The sequence below is a fragment of the Rhizobium sp. CB3171 genome (assembly GCF_029714265.1).
Classification (GTDB): Bacteria; Pseudomonadota; Alphaproteobacteria; order Rhizobiales; family Rhizobiaceae; genus Rhizobium.
In genome coordinates, this window is record NZ_CP121652.1 from 1,930,026 (window position 1) to 1,950,807 (window position 20,782).

Genomic DNA, 20,782 nt, shown 5'->3' on the forward strand with positions numbered 1-20,782 from the left:
TGATTGCGACGCATCCAGATCACATAAAGATATCTTTATGTCAACATATCTATGCCTTGGAGAAGCGCGGCGCAAGAATAATGCTGCTCCAGTTTGCCGCGTGTCCGAAAAATATCGATGCGAGCGCCCGCCAACCCCTACAGGCATGGACAACGCGAGGCAGCCGACACAGTTTCATTGGTTAAAGCCATGACAGTGCTTTCAGGCAGCGCTATACGGCTTGTGGCAAAAGAGTCTTGGGAGGATAGCATGGGCATACAGCGTGAAACGGCAGCACTCGGCAATTGGAGCTCGCGGGCCTATCACCGCCGTTGGTTGCTTGATCAGGCAAGCGGGCTTTTCGATTTCTTCCAATATCGCTGCATCAATCCTAAGGGTGGATTCTACGATATGGATGATGCCGGCAGGCCGCTCGATGCAGCCAACCCTGTGCGGGGCATTCATTCGACCGCGCGTATGGTTCATTGCTTTTCGATCGGTTCGCTGCTCGGCCGCCCCGGCTCCGAGGATATTGTCGATCACGGCATGAACTATCTCTGGAAGCATCACCGTGATGCCACCCATGGCGGATATGTCTGGTCGCTCAACAATGATGGCCCCGTCGATGCCAGCAAGCAAGGCTATGGCCACGCTTTTGTGCTGCTCGCCGCCTCCTCCGCCAAGACCATCGGTCATCCGCTTGCTGACGGCATGCTTGCCGATGTCACCGAAATTCTGAACACGAAATTCTGGGAGGAAAAACACGGCGCCATCGCCGAGGAGTTCAACCAGGATTGGTCGCCGATCGATGGTGGCGCCTATCGCGGCCAGAATTCCAATATGCACCTGACGGAAGCGCTGATGGCAGCCTTCGAAGCGACCGAAAATAAAACATACCTCGACAAAGCCGAAAGCATCGCCGATCTCGTCATTCGCCGCTCCGCCGGTTCCGTCGGCTGGCGCGTCGCCGAACATTTCAATACCGACTGGGAACTCGACAAGGATTATCGCGGCAACGAAATGTTCCGCCCCTCGGGCACGACGCCCGGCCATTGGTTGGAATGGGCGCGCCTCGTCCTGCAGCTCTGGTCTCTCGGCGGCAAGCAGCACGACTGGATGCCGGATGCCGCCAAGGGTCTGTTCTCTCAATCGATGTCACTGGGGTGGGATAACCATAAAGGCGGCTTCTTCTATACGCTCGATTGGGCTGATACGCCGGCCAAACGCAACAAGCTCTGGTGGCCGGCATGCGAAGGCGCCGGTGCCGCGCACTATCTCAACGAACATGTACCGAGCGATTTCCACGAGGAGAGCTATCGAAAGATCTGGGGCACCATCGGCCGATTCTTCATCGACCATAAAAATGGTGGCTGGCATGAGGAACTCACAGAAGACTTGGTTCCCGCCCATACGATTTTCCCAGGCAAGGGCGATATTTATCATGCCCTCCAGGCCTGCCTCATCCCCCTCTTCCCGGCAACAGGCAGTCTGACCAAAGTCATCGCTGACGCTGGCGGCAAAATCTGAGATGACGGGCGGCGTCCGCTAAGTCAGACGCCGCGATCCTCTTTTATGACAGGCTGAGATTGTGCAGTTCGTGACCAAGCGTGAGCGCCAGAGCCTCAACAACGAGATTGTGGTCTTCACGCTGCGGAAGTCCCGACACGGTGACCGCGCCGATGCAACCCGTGCCGTGAACGAAGATCGGAAAGCTGCCGCCGGATGCAGCATAGTCGGCGCTTGAAAGCCCGTTGTGCTCGATCGTCTTGCCCTGCTGCTCCAGTCGCAGAGTGCTGGCATAACTGCTGCGGAAATAGCGCAACACCATATTGCGCTTACGGCGGATCCAGTTGGAATTGTCCGGCGTCGAGCCAGGCAGCGCGATGTAGAAGACCAGCATGGAATGCAATGTGATGTCGATCGCGACACCCAAATTGCGTTCGCTGGCAAGGTCATGCAGCAACTTGCCAAGCACCCACGCGGTCGAAAGATCGAAAGCATCGAAGCGCAGCGTCTCCTCTTGCAGGGCGATGCGGCTGAGGTCGTGTTCGATCGTCATGGAAAATCCTTCCTCCAGAATTGGCCGGCTTATCAAACGCGAACGAGATGATTTGTCTACTTATCTCTTCGGTATGTCGAAACCGAGCCGCCACTTCTGGCCGAGCACGAGATCGACATCTGCCGCTGATCACTTACCCAACGTCGCCTCCTCTTGCCCCTCGAAGAGGAACAGGTCATTGATAGTATTCCACGATCGTCCGCTGAAGGAGCCTGCTGTCATGAACGCAAAATATGCACTGCCCGCTATCCTGGCCTGCACTTGCACCTGCGCCATGACTCCCGCTATGGCCGAGAATCCAGCTCAATTGGTTCTGCGCGATGGTTTCGATGCTACCGACTTCTCCCCTTCAGGCCATCTCTATTATCGCGACAATTCCGAACAGAAAGCTGGCAAGATCGAATTCCAATCGGAAGTAAAGCGCACCGGCACCGGCGCGCTGAAGCTCAGCGTCAAGCCGCTCTGCCAACCGGACAAGACGAACTGCAGTGAACGAGCAGAAATCTGGGAACGCACCAAATATCGCGTCCCCTATAACCAAGGCGTCTGGTATGGCTTTGCGGTCAAATTCGCCGACCCTATTCCCTCCGGTGATCATCGCTATCTCATTGCGCAGTGGAAGCGCGAGATCGGACCGAAGGCAAAGGGAGATTTCAGCCCTTTCCTGGCGCTGCGACTGAACAACGGCAAGCTCTTCGCCACAGTCGAAACCAACTATGTCGCTCCACCGACAACCGAGGTCAGCGACGCGACAAAGAAGTGTGCTGACAATCAGGCGCCGGTCTGGTTCCGCTCGGACACCAATCAGATGCGAGCCCTTGTCGCCACCGACAGCAGTTGGGGTAAGGAGGATGGCAAGGAATTCACCGGCTGCACCAGTGCCATCACCATCACCGACCATGGCAATAAATTGCCGACACCGGAATCCGGCTGGATCGACTTTGCGATCTACAGCAAGCCTGGCCCTGACGGTACCGGCCATATCGAGATCTTCGCCAACGATAAATGGATTGTCACCGTCAAGGGACATATTGGTCATGCCGACAAGGGTTTAGGCAAAAATCAGTATTTCAAGTTCGGCCCCTATCGAGCCGCCGACACGACGGAATGGACGCTCTATTACGACGATTTTCGCCGCTCGCCTCGCTGCGCCGATGTCCTGTCGGATGCGAACCTCTGCCCTATGAAATGACCCGTTTCCGTACGCCTTCCCGGCAATGACATCGCGGCGAAAAGCCAGTTGCCACCGGCCCAGATTTTCGTAAAATCTCAGTGAACCTTTTTGCCTCTCATTGGTTATCTGCCTCAGCAGAGGAGACCACTGAAATGCTCACCACTCATCGCGATTGCAAACACCATGTGGAGAAAAACGCCATTCCTTCGCTTGGCGAAATCGAGGGACGTGTCGCAGTACTCGAAGTCGTAGCCCAATCTGCTCTGACTCATGTTTTCTTCGAGGGGCATGTCGATGTCGACGCGACCCTGCTTGCAGACATTCGCAGGGCCATGCACCGCAAATGCCGGGAACTGAAACTCGATGGCGAGGACACAGCCTCTGCCCTATCTTATGCCGAGGAATTGATCGAAGCAGCGGTCGAGGCGTCGCAGCCGGTTCATCAATGATGCCTTCGCGGCCGAGACTTATCCTTTTGATCATGGTGGCACTCGCCCTTGCGCTGGGTGTCCTGCTGTTCGTTGTACCGCATAACGGCAGGGAACAGATCGAAAATCCAGCACCGCACGCGCCGGACCAGACACCGCAATAGTCTCCTTCGAGCAAGCACCTGTGCCGATACGAAACTGTATCTGTATCAAATCAGGCAGGCGTTAACGCCGGCAAGAGAAGCCGATTGCAAACTTTTGGAATCAAAGCAGTCTTTGCTCCGCTTCCGCTCAAGTTCGAGCTTCCAACCACGGTGTAGCGAATGTCTATGATGGTCAACTCGCCCCTATATCCCGATGATGTCGATATCCTCGCTGGCGCGCTCTACGCCTGGTGTGCCGAACGCAGCATCAAACTGCAAAGCCAGGAAGGCCTGTCCGCGGCCAACGTCGCGATCAGCCTCTATGACGCTGGCTATCAGACACAGGATCGACTGCTCGGCGCCTTTCACGATTACGAATTTCACTGAAATTCATAGCGCCTGTGCTGCGGCCTCATCGGCAGAAGGCGCGCCTCGCCGCAATTCGTGGATAAATCGGAAGCGCGGGGTTTTCACCTGCGCAAAGCAAGCTTGCGGCAGAGCTGGACCTCCGCTGCAATCATTGCGCCGTTACGCCGCCGCAGTGGCCTTCCGCAATACGCCCGCGATACAATCCCGCGCCTCTAAAATCCCCGACCATTCGTCCTCATAAAACGAGGAGTCGTAGATTAGCGTGAACGGGCCTTTGTAGCCTGCAGCATTGGAGAGTTCGACGCAGCGAACATAATCCTCGGTATCGAGGCCTGTTTCCGAATAATGCGCTTTGGCATGGCAGAGTTCGGCGCGACCCATGATCTTGGCGAGATCGCCATATTTGCCCGCGCCGCTCCAATTGCCGAAATCGCCGTTGAGACCAAGCTTGCCGTCAAGCGCGTCAAGCACACGGTTGACCTCGACCGGCCCCGGCAGCAGCGAGAACCAGTTTTCGATAACAAGTCGGATACCGCTTCCGGCAATCCGCTCGGCCAGCCAACGAAGATGTTTTTCTGTCCGGCTCAGCGCCTCGTCGGTCGGCTGCGCCTTACCGGCAATCACGCGCATGTTCTCGGCGCCGAGCGCCATGGCGACCTCGATCCAGCTCGCCATCCATTCAGCGTCACGCTCCGCCGTCTCAGGATTACTGAGATCGCCGTCTTCAACCAACAGCGTCTGCACTTTGACGCCTGCCTTGTCGAAGGCATTTCGCAGATCGGCAATGTAAGCGGTCGAACGGCTCGGCAGATGAAACGAGCAGATTTCCATGCGGAAGATGCCGCGTTCGGCGAATTGTTTCGGGAGATCGATCAGAGCGATCGAGCCTTCCCCGTAAGTCGGTTGCCGCGCTGGGGCATCCGTGCCGCCGGGCTTGTAAGGATAAGTGCTGCCGAGCGCGCGGTGCAGCGACCATGTGGAAACGGCAAAACGATCTGCCAGATCAGCCGAGAAAGCCATTGATATCTCCTCCTCTTTTGCCCGCGACGAGCAAAAGCGCGCCCAGCGAGTTTACCGGCCAGCCTTATTTACTTGGTTAGCCACGCCCTGCCAACCGTCTCATAACGGTGATCGCATCATTCGCCAAAACCGCGGTCAACTCAGCCGACGGGAGTGACTGCGCCAGTTTGGCGGTTTGGCCGGACCAAAGATTGGTGAAATCACCGGAACCAGCCGCTTCGGCCTTGGCGCGCAGTGGCGCCAAGGCACCGCCGGCCGTCGGAAACGCGGGCACCAGATGAGAGAGTGGCCCCACCTCTCGCATGATGCGGTTCATCACACCCCTCGCCGGCCGTCCGGTGAAGACATTGGTCAACGCCGTATTATCGTCGCCTGCATGCTCCAGTGCCGCGCGATGGACCGCGGGAATTTTCGCCTCGGGCGTAAACAGATAGCTCGTGCCGATCTGCGCGGCGGAGGCGCCAAGTGCGAAAGCTGCCGCAATCCCCCGCCCATCCGCAATTCCGCCGGCGGCAATGACGGGGACCGTAACAGCATCGGCAATCTGCGGCACCAGCGCCATCGTGCCGACCTGCGTCGCCATATCTTGCGTCAGGAAATTGCCGCGATGGCCGCCAGCCTCGAAACCCATGGCGATGACGGCGTCGACATCACGTTCGGCAAGCCACCGCGCCTCCGCTACCGTAGTCGCTGACGAAATTATCTTTGCTCCGGTTGCCCGCACTCGTCGGACCAGATCCGCATCCGGTAGTCCAAAATGAAAGCTGACGACCTCAGGCCGGTAGGCCTCTACGATTTCACAGAAGGAGGTATCGAATGGCGCGCGTCCGCCAGCCGGAACCGGTGCGGCAGGATCAAGCCCTGCTTCGACATAGTAGAGGGCAAGCCGTGCTCGCCATGCCATGTGCCGCGCAGGATCGTCTTCAGGCATGGTGTGAGCGAAGAAGTTCACATTGATTGGCTTTTTCGTTGCCGCTCTTATCATATCCAGAGCCGCGCGGAGTTGCTCCGGATTGTATTGAGCGCTTGGCAGGGATCCGAGACCGCCAGCCTCGCTTACTGCAATTACCATTTCTGGCGTCGTCGCGCCTGCCATGGGAGCCTGGATAATGGGAATGTCGATATCGAATAGGTCAAGGATCCGGGTATCTGGCCATTGGCTCATCACAAGCGCCTTTCATCTCCAAAGTCCGCCTGCCATCATTATCAGCCTAGTAACGATGGCGGTAATGATTAGTGCAGATGTATCCATAGCGGTTGTCGATGGAATGAAGATCTCATGCTGACGACCGGAATAAACTTGCCTCAGCAAAAGCAATGCCTGGAACGATTACAAAAACCACAAACGCAAAAGGGGGCCTCTCCCGTTAAGGAGAGGGCGAGATAGGGAAATGGTCGGCACAGTAAAACCGACGAATGCATTAGAGAAAACTGAAATCAACGCGACAATACGGCATATAGCGGTGGCAGTCAGGGTGCGGCCCTTCCACCTCCTATCCATCGGGAAATCGAATCGAAAATCAGGTCAGCGATCCACATGGCGCAGACACCAACCACGAACGCCGTCGCATTCATGGCCGCGGCGTCCTTTTCCGGTAGCGGCCAATTGATGGCGCGCAGATAATAAAGCGCTGGCTCTGTCAGATAAGCCGCCGCCAGCGCCCCGCAAATGGGCGACGCGACAATTTCTCGGGTGGTATAGCGCCGACGGGATAAGCCACGCAAAATGCCCCCGGAGAGGCCAGCGATGACGACGCCGACCTTGATGCCTAGCGCATCGAGAAAATCGTTCACCGTCATGATCTATCTCCGCAAAACCCTTGCAACAAGAATCTGCCGCGTCCCGCCAAATAACTAAAAAGGGCTGTTATTCACCGACAGGCGGCTGGGGCTTGATCAAACCGGAAAGCCCGTCGCGGGTAACATTGACCACGATCTTGAGTGCGCCGAGACCCGCGATAACGTAGGCTGTGTAGCTCGGTCCGATAAAGGATCGTGAACATTCTAGCGTGCCATCGCCTAGCTGTGTGCAGCCCGTGGCCAGAAGAACGGCAACCAACAGCGCCGACAGCGTGATTAGTATATTCAAAACATTGTGCAAAGCATTGGTGTTCAACGTAAGGTTCCTTTGTGAAGGCATGAAAATTACTGCGCCTGTCGGGCGACATTGAGGGCGATATCGATTGTTGCGTAGGCCTGCACTACCTGTGCCAAAACATCTGCGGCCGTCTCGCGCTCGGGGTCGACGCAAAGGCTCCGCACGCCGATATAAGCAGCCGCTTCCTTGTTGATCACCGATCGCTTGACCGTACCAATCGCGACAATGGACATAAAAGCGGCATGTGCAGTTTCCAACGCTTGACAAGCCTTCGGGAGATTTTTCTGGATCGCGATATCGAGCGACGCCGTTTGACAACCGGATAACGCAAATCCGACCGCCGCTGCTAAGAGCGGAGCACGCATGTAATAATCCTTTTCTAGGGAAAAATGATTGTGTTGAGCCGCCGCAGTCTTGTGACGCAGACTACCGCGCCGCTTCGACTGCCGCCGCGAAGGACTTCGCATAATCCGCAATGCCTGCGGCTCGATCGGTGCCGTTGATAATCCCGCGGGCACCGATCCAGTCGGTAACCTCGACGCTGAAGTAATCGGCCAGCTTCTTGCCTGTAAACCTGCCGTTGATCATGCCGTCGAACAAGATTTCGACCGCCTTGGCAGGATCGAGTGCCTTGTCGGGCTCATCAGAAATACTGTATTTCACATAATTGTCGTAACCGGTAATCTGTACCAAACCCCGTCCACGATAGCGCCATCCGTCACCACTCGCCTCGTCGCCATTGCCCATGCGGCTCGCATATGCGCGATTGGCGATACATTGTGGCTGTCGGGCATAGATCGCCGCTTGCGCTGCCGTAAAGTATTTCGGAAATGTAGCCTTGAGACCCGCGGCCGAGTAATTGAGGTTTTCCACAATGGCGCACATCGTATTGTCACTTTCGTGATAAGCCGTCGCTAGCATGTAGGAGAGCCAGCGTACATCGAGCGGGCTCATCTCCCAGGCATCGAGGATGGCCTCCGTGCCGTTCACCTGATTTTGTGACAGCCGCCCGCCGAACAGCGATGTGCGCACCGCCGCGAAGAATTTCGCACGATCCATGAATGATCCTTTGACTAATATTAAATTTGGCGTCGAACCTTGAAGATCGCTAGAATTTGCTTCCAGGCGGCCAATTTAGCCGCCCATTTTTCTTCATAGCGGACCAGAAACTCTTACGCTCGCAAGGGCCTCTCTCTGCGAGCGGCAAAGTTCTTCCTATGCGGTTTCCTCGGGCGACGAGATCATCGTCGTGTCATCGGCAAGTTCCATTTCTGACCTTTCAGACGCAACTCCAACTCGCTGTTTTGCTTCCAACTGCGCTCGCGCCTGTGCGAGCTGTCCGGCGAGATCGTCTACGGCGCTGGCAAAACGCTCCACCTCACCTTGTAGAAACTCATTCTGCTTCTTGAGAGAGTTCACGAAGGTAGACATCAAGTCCTCCTTTTACGCCGCTATTGCCGGCCAAGCGAAGGCGTCGACATCCGCCGTTGTCTTAATCGTGCCTGCAGCGATGGCCTGAGCTACCGCGTCCTCAGCCGCAAAGCTGGCCTGCACGTGAGCACCGACTGCATTGGCGATCGCCGTCACCTGCTCGACGGTCAGAATGACAAAGCCATTTGCAGTCTTGAAATTTACGGTGACCGTGGGGTTAGCCTGCACATAAGCATAGGCTCCGGTGATGAGTGCCTGGCTCTGCCGATCCGTAGCAATCTTCGTGCCGTTAAAGACGATGCCGCCCGTTTCGATGGCATACCGCTTGGTCGCAGCATAGACGTAAAGATCGACCGGAGCTGGCTCCGGAGACCAGCCGGCGACGACTGCCGCGAGGCCTTCCGGCATTTCCGGCCAATCGCCGGCAGAGCTGACCAAGTTGGCTTCCTTGTTGCTCAGTTGATCGAGGATCGCATTCTTGTCGGTAGCATCCAGTCCGGACATGATCTTGGCAGCGAGCGCAAGCCAATAATCGGGCACGTTGTAGATCTGCTGCCGGCCGAGCCAGAAGGCAACGCAAGCCATCCAGCGATCGGCCTTGTTTTCCGATCGAGCGGCAAGCAGCGCCTCGACCATCGGTTCATACATGCTGTCTATGCGGTACATGGCAGTCCTTTCCTGCGGTTCAAGCTTGGGCATAGGCGCGCACGGCCTGCCAATCGATCTCGTAGGCGGTGCGGATTTCGGGAGCCGTTTTGGCGGCGGCAAGAGCGGCGTTTGCCGATCGGCGGACGGCTTCGATCATCTGCGAGCCGACCTTCCAATGCTGATCTCGCGTTAGGATTTCGACCGCCTTCTCAAAGCGGCTAACGCCATGTTCGGCAGCTTCGGCCGAGATATGCGGCGTCTCGCTTTCGGCAACATTTGCACCTTGCTGGCGATCGGCGGCAATCAACTGCGCCTCGCGAAGCTTCAGCGCATAGACGGCCTCCTGACCGGGTGTAAGCGTGATGAACAGAGCGCGCGCATGGCCGATCTGTTTGTCAATGAAAGCCTGCGCCTGGACGCGCTCCGAAGTGAGATCGGCGGCCACGTTAAACAGCATGAATCGTCACCTCGAAGTGATGGAAGGCGGCGGGTGCGATAAAGGAAAATCTATGGTCGCCAAGAACGTCGGTGGTGAATTCGAAAACATCGTCCTCAATCGCGACAATATCGCCGGCATGAAGAACCGAAGTGCCAGCCGGCACGGCAAAGCGCACCAGGTCCACGCCATCAGCCTTGACGGTGTATTCGGTGACATCGAGCGCGGTGCCCTTGGAAGTGATGACGCCATCCAGCACATAGCAGTGCGCATCGATATCACGGCGGTATTGGTCGGCCGGCACCTCGATCGCCTTGAAGCCCTGGCCATAGATCGCCGCATAGTGCGGCAGCAGGCTCAAGGCACAGTCGCCGCTCTGCCGAATGGCTCCATCAGGGCCGTAGACGATGTAGTGGAGCGTTCTATCTTCTAACGCAGTCACGGAGCTACCTCTTGAGAGCTGTTGCGGTGATGTTGCTTTCGTTCCAGCCGATGGTGTTGCCGGGGCAATAGATCTGCAGGATGTAGGTGTGGTTGCCAGCGCCGGGGGCGTCATAGAGGCCCGAGACGGCCACGAGGCCGGCCGTATATGTGGTCTGTGTGGTGCTGCCGTTGCTGCCGCCTGTGCCGGAGACGACGGTCTGAACCACGCCGAGATAATAGGTCTGGCTAAAGATCGCTGTCCCGTCACGGAAGATGTTGACGCCGATCGGCTGAGAGTTCTGGCTGCCGCCATTCTGGTTGTACTGACCGAGCGTCATGGCGTCGATCACGACGCGACCGTCGCCGGCAACATTGACGACGCAGCTCACCAGATTGACCGTGGCGTTAGCCGCGATGTTCTGGGTGCCGGCGACACGCCCTACACCCACTCCGGTGACCGCACCCCCGGAGATGTTGGATGTTCCGACCTGCAGCGTGCCGATAACGGCCGAGCTGATATTGACCGCACCGAGATTGGCGGTCAGCGCATCCAGGCTGTTGACCGAGATTTTGTTGGCGGTAACGGCGCCATCCACGATCAGTTCGGCCGACATGGCACGCCGCATAACGGGCTTGGACCAGAAGCAGGAGCTGCCGGTGCCGGCCGTCCTGTTCACCTGCAAATCCATGGCAAGAGCGCTTATTCCGGAAGGAACAGTGTATTTTCCTTGCAGACGAACCCATGCATTCTTTGTGCTCGTGCCGGTGATCACTACAGGCGAGATCGTCCCCGAAGGCGCGCGCGGGAAGGCATATATATTGGCCTGATTCGCATCAGTGTTGTTGACCCAAACGTCGAACGCGTAGGTCTCGCCGGACGAGACGGCGACAAAGTTGGAATAGGCGCAGTCTCGGCCGAGCGACTGGAGGAAATAACCGGCCGCGTCCCCACCACTGCCGTCATTATAAAAATTCTGCAGGTTCTGCGTCGTCCAGCCGGCGATGCTGCCCGCCTGCCAGCCGTTGTCCGCCATGTTGGAGAAGTCGGTCAGCACGAGTTGCTTGGCGGTGATCGCGCCAGCCGCGATCTGAGATGCGCCGATCGTGTTCGCGGCAAGCCTGTCGCCGGTGATCGTGCTGGCAGCGATCGTCGTGGCAGTGACTGCACCGGCCGCGATCTTGCCGGCTGTGACCGCATTGGCTGCGATCGCGTCTGCGGTTACGGCATTGGTGGCGATCTTGTCAGCTGTCACGGCGCTCGCGACGATACCGCCGTTCATGATCATCACCACGCCGCCATCGCTCCAAGGCGTAAACTCTGCTGCGTTCGGCGGACAGCGGCACAGCATCGGCTTGTTGAGGAACATATAGCTGTCGGTTTGGCCGGCGTTCGTTTCATATTTGCGGATATAAATTGATACCGCGACCGCATTGGCGGGAGCCGCACCAACACACCTGAGACGTGTCCAGAGGTCCGGATTGGTCGAACTTCCCGCGATACCGTTGTTCTGATCGGTCGTAGTATAGCCAACAGCTACGCCATCTGAACCAATCCACTGTATCCGCAGCTCAACCAAGCAGCGATGGGCAGAGACATAGGCTGATACCTCGAACCAGTCACCGGGAGCGCAGGGCACGCCATATTTGAGGTTGTTCGGCAGTGTCGGCGCGTCAGGCCGCCCCCAACGAATGTCACTCCAGTAGTTGTTTCCGGTATTAGCGCCGTTCTGCCACGACATCAAAGTCGGGCAGTTCGGCCCAGCCCATGATTCGGTGACAGCACGGATGCGGAAGGTTTGATTGGGGATCGTGCCATTCGGCAAATAGGTCCAGCAATCCATACCCATCGAGAAACTTGCATTCTGAAGCAGGTTCTTGCCGGAGCCAACCGCAAGCGCATCCGTGGTGACGGCATTGGAAGCGATCTTGTCTGCGGTCACCGCATCGGCTGCGATTTGCGAGGCCGAGACTGCGCCGGTCGCGATCGTGCCCGCCGTGACCGCATTCGCGGCAATGGTCCCGGCCGTCACTGCCCCAGCGGCGATCTTGCCGGCAACCACAGAGCCGTCGACCAGCAGATTAGCCGACGCCTTGCGCAAGAAGCTAACACCCCCGAACGAGATGTTGCCGTCTGTGAAATCCCGCTGAACGTAGATACGGAATATAGCTCCAAAGGCGTTCACGGGTGGGGTCATCGTAACCGTATAGGCCTGAAGCCCGGAAACTGTCGTGCCTCCCGAGGTGTCGAAAATGGCGAGATAAACATCAGGGTTCAGGAGCTGACCTGTGGCGTCTGTCCAGTGAACGCGCGCCCACACTCCCATCTTCGTACCGGACGTTCGGATCGCTTGGCACGACACAAGATACTGCTGCCCCGCGACGATCGGAAACGCATCCGACTGGACGATTAGTTGGTAGCCGGGACCCGCAACATAGGTGTAATCAAGCGAACCCTTGCTGTTGAATGGCTGTGTCGCCACCGGGTTGATGACCGCATTGGCAGGTCTGGAGAACCAAGAATCGGAACTTTGCATCTGGTTATCAGGAATGAGGTTTTCCCAATCCTGTAGAACGAGACTGCGCGCTGTGATTGCATTCGCCGCGATCTTGTCGGTCGTGATGGCGTTGGCGGCAACCTTAGAGGCCGTCACCGCGCCATCTTCGATCATGACCGCGCCGGTGGCCTTGCGCAAAACCGGCTTAGCGATGTCGTAGGACCCACTGTTGTCGGCCGTGCCGGGGCGCGCGGTGAGCTGAAGGTTGAACCTTGCCGGGATACCATTGTTCGCCACGGTGGCGGGGATGTTCACCAGCGCCTGCACCTTCGTCCAAACCGTGGGAACGTTGGCAGCGAGAGCAAAATACACCTGTGGCCATACAGTGTTCGCGCTCGTGCGATCAGAGACCGACAGGTACGAGCCGAATGACGCTGTGGGTGCACCGTTTTTCCGGATATAGAACTCGACATAGTAACTGTCCCCGGCCGAGCAGGGCATTGAGCCCGTTGTAGCGGCCCCAGGGTCGAAGATGGCGTAGTCGATCCCGCCATTCGCGTCCGGAATGCGGATATAATTTGGCGCGGGATCTCCGGATGCTCCCACAATCCGGCTGGGTGCGATCGTGCCGCCCAGCAGCCAACCGTCCGTGCCCGCCGCTCCCTGGTCAAAGAACGGGTTGGTGATCATGTTGGCGAAGTCACCGATTGCGACCGACTTGGCCGTCACCGCGCTTGCGGCGAGTTGCATCGCCCCGATCGCGCCGGCAGCAATCTGTCCGGCCGTGATGCCGTTGGCGGCGATCTTGTCGGCAGTGACGGCGCCGGCGGCGAGCGCATTGGCCGTGACCGAACCGGCCGCGAGCTTCGGCGTGGAGACAGCGCCGTCGGAAATCTGTGTTCCGACGATCTGACCAGCGATGTCAGCAGCCGCTGTCGCTGCCGTCCAGGCACTGCCGGTATGCCGGTAGAGCTTGTCATCCGTCGTCAGATAGACTGTTCGGCCCTCGACATTGCCCGTCGTCGGTAAGCTCGAAACAATTTCCACCGGCCGAATATCGGAAGCGAACTTGGTCGTATCGACCGCATTTGCCGCAAGCTTTGCGGCACTCACAGAACCATCGGCAAGTTTACTCGCATCGACCGCCAGAGCCGCCAGCTTATTATTCGTGATCGCGCCATCCGCGATTTGTGCAGCGTTCAGCGTCCCGTTGACATCGCCAGCCGCGACGGCGGCCGTCCATGTGCCGCCGTAGTAGCGATAAAGCTTCCCATCTGTCGTCAGAAAAACCTGCCGGCCTTCGACATTGTCGGTGGTTGGAAGGGAAGAGACGACCTCAACAGCCTTGATGCTACTCGCGAGGCTGGTCGCATCAACCGCACTCTGCGCAAGCTTTGCAGCGGTCACGGCACCGTCTGCGAGCTTGGCGGAGATCACCGCGCCGCTCGCCAACACGTCGGCCGTAACAGCAGCCACCTGCAGCTTCGCCGTCGAAACCGCGTCGTCGGCGAGCTTCAGATTGGTAACCGCCTCGTCCATGATCTTGGCGGCGGTCACAGCCGCATCGGCGATCTTGGAGGCGATGATCGCGCCATCGAGAACGTCGCCCGCTTGAATCAGGACATTCGGCGTCTTCACGCTCAGCCAGGCCGACCAATCCGTGGCGCGGTTGGATTTGGGAATATAACGGCCCCTCGCCTCGTAGTCGGTGTTCGACAGCATCCACTGGCCCGAGATCACCCAGGAGAATGGCGAAGCATAGCGAGTGCTGTCGCTGTCGAAGACGATATCGCCGGTGTCCTTTAGCCGGACTTGCACCCACACGCGCTCAACATCGTCCATGTCCGCCGCGCAACTGATCTTGATCGCCGGCCGACGATCGATGCCGCCGGCGTCTTTCACAGTTGCCGGCTCGACGGTCCAGCCGACCATTGGCTGGGACGGCGGTGTAATCGGGCCGATCCAGCCGGTGGCGGAGGGCAATTGCAAACCGCTGTGCCAATCGTAGTCGGCAGGATCGACTTCCTTCAGCGTGACGACGATCAGGAAATTCGGCTGCGGCTCGACCTTGACGACAAGGAATTTCTTTTCGTCATAGCCGTTGCGTGCCGAGGTCCAGGAAACGACATCGTTCGGCTCCAGCGGATAGGCGTCGGGCGGTAGCGATATCTGGTGCACGCGGAAACGCCGGTAGTCCTGGATCATCGCCAGGCCGACACGCTGCACCTGATTGGCAAAGGGAACGGCCGGCAACTGGATCTGCGCCGGCAGGCGGCGATTGCCGTCCTGAGCTTCCAGATCGGCATTGTAGCGGCCCGGCGCATCCTTCGTCGCCCACTTCTCGCTGGGTTCTGGATAGGTCGCTTCAATGGCGTTGTAGGTGTCGGAAAGCGAGGGAAACGGCTGGAAATCCTGTTCCTCCGTAACGACGATATCGTCGTCGGAGAAGGAATAGACAGCGCCGCCGGGCGTGCTGATCAGCACCTTGAAGATGCCGCCAACTTCGGCCATTCGGCCGTTGCAGCCCTTCAAGAGCTCGGAGACCACGTCGAGCGGTTGTTGATCGCACTGCACTTCGTAGCCGGCGCGGAAGGCTGGTTCGCTGCCGCCGCCATCGAGCGCAACAGCGGCGTCGCAAGCGTTTGCCGCCGCCATCCAGTTTGCGGCGGGTAGGCAGAAAGCAGCGATATTCTGGCCGCCATAGACCCATTCCGACCCACGGTAGACGCCACGCGCCAGATTGTAGATCATCGTGGCCGGGTTGCTCGTCGGCTCCCAGGTGGCGGGATTGTCCCAGCGATGGGCGCCATTGCCGCCAACGGACGAATCCTTGCGGATATCGTAAAGAGGCACCGGATGCGGCTGGTAGAGGCCGGCGGGGATGCCGGAGAACAGATCGGTATTGTAGCGTGCCGTCAAAATGACGACCTGACAGCCAAGGCCGATCATCGTCGTCTTCCAAGGGCGATCAGGATTGGCGCCGAATTTCGCGGACAGGAATGCGTCGGTGCCCGACTGGGTGCCGTCGAGAAATTTTATCCAGAGATAATCCTTGCCTTTCACACGATATTGCAGCACCGGGAAGCCGCGCCCATCAGGATGCGGCTCTTCCCAGAGCACGCCGACCTGCTGGTCGTCGATCCAGACGCTGGTGAGGCCGCGCTCGCCGGCATGGTTGGGCAGGCTGCCGACTTCGATGACATCGGTGAAATAGGCATTTGGCGTCTTGCCGTCTTCGCCCCAGGAGCCGGCATATTTGCGCCGGCCCGCAGTGGCGTAGCTGCCGATGATGAACGACATGGGGTGGTCGTCCCCCATGCTGATTTCCAGCTTGGCGCCGGCCTGTTGCGGCTGCTCCTTCTTCGCCAGCGCCTTTTCGACCAGCGACAGGCCGACATTGATGGCAACGGTCAGCACCAGCTTGCCGATGACGCCGATCGAGCCGATGAATTGGGAAATCGCGGCGATCGCCGCAGTGATCGGATCGGCATGCGCGGCATCCGCCATCAGCCAGAAGCCGACAACGTTCAGGAGCAAAATCAGAATTTTCATGGATCTGGCGACCTCGAATGGCGCATGGAAAAAGGTGCGCCGCCGACTGGAGCGGCAGCAACAAGTCACCGACAGGTGATAACAAAAACGGGATGTCCTGGCCGGCTCAGCCGACCTTGAAGGCCCGTGTAGCGTCGAGCAGATCGACCGTGCCAAGCCCGGTCTCGCGCAGCACGAAGATGCGCTCGCCATTGACGACACCGAGGGCGTAGCCAAAGGGACCTTCATGCGGAATGGCGGCGATATCGCCGATATGGGCCTGGCTCGGATGGATCTCCGGCAGCATGGTGGCGACGAGATCGGCGAGATTGTCGAAGCCGGCCGCCTTCATGGTCTTCAGCGCGCCGGCCGCAGTGGAATACTCGCCGCGAAACTGCGCGGCGCAATCGACGCCGGTGATCGCCAGCACCAGATTGCCGGCAAGGCTCGGCCCGCAATCATGGCTGCCCCAGACAAAGGGCGTGCGCTTCAACCTATCGATCTCGGCGACGAAACGCGCGCGCCAGTTCTTGACCCTCACAAGCTCGGTCATGACTTCTGCCCCCAGGGAATCTGCCAGTTGGCGACGGTGCTGGAATAGAGACCAAATTCATCGCCGCTGCGGCGCTTCTGGCCTTCATAGGAGGATTTGGCCGGATTGGTCCGCTCCAGCATGGCGATGGCGGCGGAGATGGCGGAAATCTCGATATCGCCGTCCTGACCGACCGCCGGCGTCTTCATCGGCGCGCCATCGGCAATGCCGAGAAAGGCTATCTCCGGCGCCGCGCTCGGCAGGCGCGTGCCGGTATCGAACGACATGTCGTGGATTTCGATCGGCGCCAGCCGCAGATCGTAGCCGCGCACGAGCTGCTGCACGGCGGGCGCGATCTGGCCGATGGTGATGGTCACGGTCTGGATCGTCAGATCCGCCGTGCGCGGGATCGGGCTGACCGTGAGATTGAGGCCGCCATAATAGGTCCGCGCCTCCGGCAGACCGGTGACGCCGGAGGTGACGGTGATGTTGATGTCGTCGTCGCCGGTCCAAAGACCGATCGAAGCGGGTGCGCCGCTGGCGAGGTCCTTGCCGGTGATCCATACGAAACGACGGGGCACAAGCCCCTTGTCGCGCGCGCCGGTCAGCGCCGCGAAGAAGGCGGAGGTGATGTTCTTCATCGTCTATTTCTTCTGAATGACCTTGAAGGTGGCGCCGGAGGTGATCGGGCCGCTCGCGGTGCCGGGATTATGGCTACCGGGCGCGATCAGGCATTTGCAGGCCGGGCGCAGCAGCGCCACACCGAGACCGGCGGCAAAGCCCGCCGGCAGATGCGGGAAGACGCCGAAGACGGGGGTTGCGCCCGCGCCATTCGCCGTCACCGTCTCCGACACTTCGAGAAAGGCATAGCGGTCGCCATAGGCAACCTGCATCTTGTCGCCGACAGTCAGCCGATAGCCTCCCGGCAGACCGTTGAGACTGACCGACGCATTGTCGGCGCCGAGTGCCGCCACGCTAACGCTCGCGGCGCCGAGTTTCGTCCCGTCGGGGTCGGCCTGCGGATATTTCGACAGCGGATCATAAAGAAAAAGCGCCTCCTGGGCGCCGTGAAGTTTGCGGATGCGGGCGGCGATCTGTTTCGCCTCCGCATTGTACATGTCGGCCAGCGTCACCGTTCCGATCCAGAGCGGCGGCGCCAGCTCCGCCTGCCAGACCCGGCCATCGCCGGAGCCGGAAAGCTCGTCATTGCGCTGGATGTCCCAGACGACGCTGGAGATCTTCAGGAGATCGGCGAAATCCGGCAGGCTGTAGGGGTAGGAAATAGCCATCAACGCCTCCGGGGATTGCGGTTGATCTGCGCGACGCGATCGGGAAGCTGCTGATTGAAATCATTCAGCCCCTGCCGCGTCGAAGTCTGCGCTTCGCTCTGGGCGACATTCTTCACATAGGCCTTCAGATTGCCGTTCTCATCGACGGAAACCCCGACCGTGACATGAACGCCGGAATTGGCACCCGAAGCGCTGTTCTGGTTGACTGCCTTGAAGCGGCGATTGGGAACAGAAGCATCCGGCTGCGCCCTCGCAAACCGTGGCCCGCCATCCGCAACCAAACCGCCATCGGCATAGCCGCGCCGCCCGAGGCGCATCGCCTCGACGACACCAATGCCGCCGGCTCGGGCAATATCCTTCTGGCTCCAGACGATTTCGCCGGCATGCACCACACCGGCAGGGTCATTGACGCCGCCGGGACCGGTATAGCCGCCGTCTGCGAACAACCCGCCCAGGCCGCTGGCAATGGCGCTCGCCGCCTGTGGCGATTGCGCAAGAATGCCGAGATCCAGCCCACCGCCGCCGCCGAAGAGCCCACCGCCGCCAAACAGACCGCCGCCAGCCGCAGCGCTGTTGACCTTGAACAGGCTGTTGAGCACATCGTTCAGCAACCTGTCGGAAATCTTGGTGAGCACGGAAATCGCGGCCTTCCCCATAGACTTCCAGAAACCCTCGCCATTGCGCAAACCGCTGACCAGCGTCGAGGCGAAATCGCCGGCAAGCTCGCGGGCATATTTCAGCTGTTCGTTATAGCGAATGATATTGGCGGAGGCCGAATTCATGTCGACCGGCAGGCCATATTGCTTCTGTGTCGAGGCAACCGTCTGGTCGACGGTCGAGCGGCCCATCTGCTCCTGCTGGAACTGGATATCGCCCGCGAGCTTGGCGTTCGCAGTCGCCGTCGCCAAGGCATTGTACTGTGCAATTTTATTCTTAATATCTTGTATTTGGCTGGGGGCCGCCGCATGAGACTTGCCTTCTGTCGCGCGTAAAAGCTCCAAATTCATTTTCAAGGTTTCGACAGCAATGCTGTTAAGCCCGATAGCCTGAGCCTCCGTCTGCATTTGCTCGATACGCGACTCGACGGACTTTTGGAGGGTGTCATATGCGCTCGTAGCCTCTTGGGCTGGGCGAATCAGATCACGGCTTGAGCCGAGCCCTGCTCCACCGTCGATAGTTTTTGGCGGCTCAAGTGCCTTTTTTTGTGCGTTCAGACGTTCGCGTATATCGCTGTATTTGATGGGAGCACCGACATCTGGACCAAATCGATCATCGAAGTTTTTTACGCGCCTAACTGTTTCCTCTTGAGAGTATCGGCTGGAATGGGGTGTGGTACGCACCGCGTTATCCAAACCTTGAACATTCTTCATTGCTTGTAGGGCGATCAAACCAAATTGCCGAATTTCCTCCAAAGCCTGAGAGAGATCAGGATGAGCATTGCTAAGCTCGCGGATTTTCTGATTCAGTTCTTCTGCACTGCTTTGATTTGCTTGCAAATTTCGAAGCAAATCCTCAAGCACCCGTTGCGGTTCCTGCAGTTTACTGGCACCAAAGGGATTTATTTTATTAACCTTATCCTGCATCTCGGCAAATGCCTGTGCAACAGGGTCGATTTTATCACGCAAGACCGATAGTTTACTTTGAGCTGCAACTGCATTGTTCGAATATTCTCGCAGTTTTCCCGCAACTTCGTCTGTTATTTTACCAGAATTCTGAAGCTCAATTATCTCATTCTGGAATTCTATCGCCTTTATCTTCCCAGAATCAATCGATTTATTGAACCTGTCGATGGCTTCTATCGCCGGATCAAAAGTAGTTGGCGGTATATATACTATCTGGTCGGCGTAAGGCGCTTGCTGCCCAAGCATATCCGCAAGAATTGAACGAGACGCCTTTTCACCCTCAGCTTTGAGCGTCTTCTGGGCGTTTTTGTAATCGTCTTTCAAATTGGCGTTTGTAATAGTGGGGCCTAGCGTTAAAGCCTCTTCTTTTTGCTCGTTCATTTTCTGATAAGTCGGCCCGAGCTCTGCAATATGCTCTGCATGTCGCTTCAGTATCTCGTCAACGCTCTTAACGTCTCGGCCAGCGTTTAAAAAATATTGTACTGCCGCAGCTCCTGCAAAGGTGAGCGCCTGCGTTACTAAGCCTATGGGATTAAGCATTGTTAGAAATGCATTGCCTAGGCCCTTCACAATCCCAGTAAGCCCCCCTGCTCCGCTGAACATTTCGCCCAATTTTCCGCCTTGTTGAAGGGCAATCATAAATGGGGAGTCGCCACTTGCCATTCGGGTGCCCATTTCAATGAGGACATCCTTCAAGTCTTTCGCCTTTATGCTTACGGCTTCGATTGAATTCTGGTTGCTCTGGCTTTGCGCATTCATTCCAGTGAGCGAGCCTACAACCTTGTCGACGGCTCCAGCTGTAGAAGAACAGCTGTTCTTGCATTCTATCATGCTGGCTGTCGCCTTGCCGATGGCTCCTGTACTTGCGGCCGCCTTGCCGCCTAGCGTACCAATCGCGCGCGCCGCAGCCCCAACTTCCGACTCCACTTTGTTTGCCGCAACGGCAATACGATTCATCCCCGTGGCGACCTGATCGGCACCAACGATTGTGAATTTCACGCCCAAAGTTGCAATATCTGTCACTGGCATACCTTTTCAAAACATGCGAAATACAACCCTGCGCTTTGAATGGGGGATTTCGTGATTAGATTGTGGAGATTAGTCA

Annotated in this window: 20 protein-coding genes; 4 read left to right on the top strand and 16 right to left on the bottom strand. The window is 58.1% G+C overall.

What is annotated here, in order from left to right:
* The first annotated feature begins 249 nt into the window (after nucleotides 1-249).
* Entirely contained in the window at nucleotides 250-1,506 is a 1,257-nt protein-coding gene (locus tag QA648_RS09435) for an AGE family epimerase/isomerase (RefSeq protein ID WP_283051112.1), read from the top strand.
* Between the two features lie 43 nt (nucleotides 1,507-1,549).
* Here QA648_RS09435 and QA648_RS09440 read toward each other — a convergent pair whose 3' ends face one another.
* A complete protein-coding gene (locus tag QA648_RS09440) occupies nucleotides 1,550-2,038 on the bottom strand; it encodes a heme-degrading domain-containing protein (protein ID WP_283051114.1) in 489 nt (162 codons plus the stop codon).
* A gap of 274 nt (nucleotides 2,039-2,312) precedes the next feature.
* Here QA648_RS09440 and QA648_RS09445 point away from each other — a divergent pair, with 274 nt between their 5' ends.
* From QA648_RS09445 to QA648_RS09455, 3 genes are all read left to right on the top strand, one after another.
* Nucleotides 2,313-3,230 (top strand): polysaccharide lyase, encoded by a 918-nt coding sequence (locus QA648_RS09445; RefSeq protein ID WP_283051287.1) that lies wholly within the window; start codon nucleotides 2,313-2,315, stop codon nucleotides 3,228-3,230.
* Between the two features lie 134 nt (nucleotides 3,231-3,364).
* The gene (locus tag QA648_RS09450) at nucleotides 3,365-3,661 is read left to right on the top strand and encodes a hypothetical protein (RefSeq protein ID WP_104823620.1); all 297 of its coding nucleotides are present in this window, start codon (nucleotides 3,365-3,367) and stop codon (nucleotides 3,659-3,661) included.
* Between the two features lie 302 nt (nucleotides 3,662-3,963).
* Nucleotides 3,964-4,170: a hypothetical protein gene (locus tag QA648_RS09455; protein WP_283051115.1), complete on the top strand. Its 207-nt coding sequence runs from the start codon at nucleotides 3,964-3,966 to the stop codon at nucleotides 4,168-4,170.
* A gap of 141 nt (nucleotides 4,171-4,311) precedes the next feature.
* Here the strand turns inward: QA648_RS09455 and QA648_RS09460 are convergent, their stop codons facing one another.
* The 15 genes from QA648_RS09460 to QA648_RS09530 all read right to left on the bottom strand — a co-directional run bounded on the left by QA648_RS09460 (nucleotide 4,312) and on the right by QA648_RS09530 (nucleotide 20,700).
* A complete protein-coding gene (locus tag QA648_RS09460; protein ID WP_283051116.1) occupies nucleotides 4,312-5,172 on the bottom strand; it encodes a TIM barrel protein in 861 nt (286 codons plus the stop codon).
* 76 nt (nucleotides 5,173-5,248) lie between these two features.
* Complete coding sequence (locus QA648_RS09465) at nucleotides 5,249-6,337, bottom strand: nitronate monooxygenase (protein WP_283051118.1); 1,089 nt, start codon at nucleotides 6,335-6,337, stop codon at nucleotides 5,249-5,251.
* Nucleotides 6,338-6,642: 305 nt separating this feature from the next.
* A complete protein-coding gene (locus QA648_RS09470) occupies nucleotides 6,643-6,972 on the bottom strand; it encodes a hypothetical protein (protein ID WP_283051119.1) in 330 nt (109 codons plus the stop codon).
* A 67-nt stretch (nucleotides 6,973-7,039) separates the two neighbouring features.
* Nucleotides 7,040-7,288 carry a hypothetical protein gene (locus tag QA648_RS09475; RefSeq protein WP_283051121.1) on the bottom strand — a complete coding sequence of 83 codons (249 nt, stop codon included), beginning with the start codon at nucleotides 7,286-7,288 and terminating at the stop codon, nucleotides 7,040-7,042.
* Nucleotides 7,289-7,317: 29 nt separating this feature from the next.
* Entirely contained in the window at nucleotides 7,318-7,635 is a 318-nt protein-coding gene (locus tag QA648_RS09480) for a cell wall anchor protein (protein ID WP_283051122.1), read from the bottom strand.
* A 61-nt stretch (nucleotides 7,636-7,696) separates the two neighbouring features.
* Nucleotides 7,697-8,329 (bottom strand): hypothetical protein, encoded by a 633-nt coding sequence (locus QA648_RS09485; protein WP_283051124.1) that lies wholly within the window; start codon nucleotides 8,327-8,329, stop codon nucleotides 7,697-7,699.
* Nucleotides 8,330-8,485: 156 nt separating this feature from the next.
* Nucleotides 8,486-8,701, bottom strand: a complete 216-nt coding sequence (locus tag QA648_RS09490) for a hypothetical protein (protein WP_283051126.1) — start codon at nucleotides 8,699-8,701, stop codon at nucleotides 8,486-8,488.
* A gap of 12 nt (nucleotides 8,702-8,713) precedes the next feature.
* Nucleotides 8,714-9,367, bottom strand: a complete 654-nt coding sequence (locus QA648_RS09495; protein WP_283051128.1) for a DUF4376 domain-containing protein — start codon at nucleotides 9,365-9,367, stop codon at nucleotides 8,714-8,716.
* 19 nt (nucleotides 9,368-9,386) lie between these two features.
* Nucleotides 9,387-9,806: a hypothetical protein gene (locus tag QA648_RS09500; RefSeq protein WP_283051129.1), complete on the bottom strand. Its 420-nt coding sequence runs from the start codon at nucleotides 9,804-9,806 to the stop codon at nucleotides 9,387-9,389.
* Nucleotides 9,796-10,227, bottom strand: a complete 432-nt coding sequence (locus QA648_RS09505; protein ID WP_283051130.1) for a hypothetical protein — start codon at nucleotides 10,225-10,227, stop codon at nucleotides 9,796-9,798. Before QA648_RS09505 ends, QA648_RS09500 begins: the two co-directional genes overlap by 11 nt.
* Nucleotides 10,228-10,231: 4 nt before the next feature.
* On the bottom strand, nucleotides 10,232-16,255 hold the full coding sequence (locus QA648_RS09510; protein ID WP_283051131.1) for a phage tail protein: 6,024 nt from the start codon (nucleotides 16,253-16,255) through the stop codon (nucleotides 10,232-10,234).
* 106 nt (nucleotides 16,256-16,361) lie between these two features.
* Nucleotides 16,362-16,787 (bottom strand): hypothetical protein, encoded by a 426-nt coding sequence (locus tag QA648_RS09515; protein ID WP_283051132.1) that lies wholly within the window; start codon nucleotides 16,785-16,787, stop codon nucleotides 16,362-16,364.
* Entirely contained in the window at nucleotides 16,784-17,407 is a 624-nt protein-coding gene (locus QA648_RS09520; RefSeq protein ID WP_104823634.1) for a hypothetical protein, read from the bottom strand. The genes QA648_RS09515 and QA648_RS09520 overlap by 4 nt, the downstream gene beginning before the upstream one ends.
* Nucleotides 17,408-17,410: 3 nt before the next feature.
* Entirely contained in the window at nucleotides 17,411-18,055 is a 645-nt protein-coding gene (locus QA648_RS09525) for a hypothetical protein (protein WP_283051133.1), read from the bottom strand.
* Entirely contained in the window at nucleotides 18,055-20,700 is a 2,646-nt protein-coding gene (locus QA648_RS09530; RefSeq protein ID WP_283051135.1) for a phage tail length tape measure family protein, read from the bottom strand. Before QA648_RS09530 ends, QA648_RS09525 begins: the two co-directional genes overlap by 1 nt.
* Between the last annotated feature and the right edge of the window lie 82 nt (nucleotides 20,701-20,782).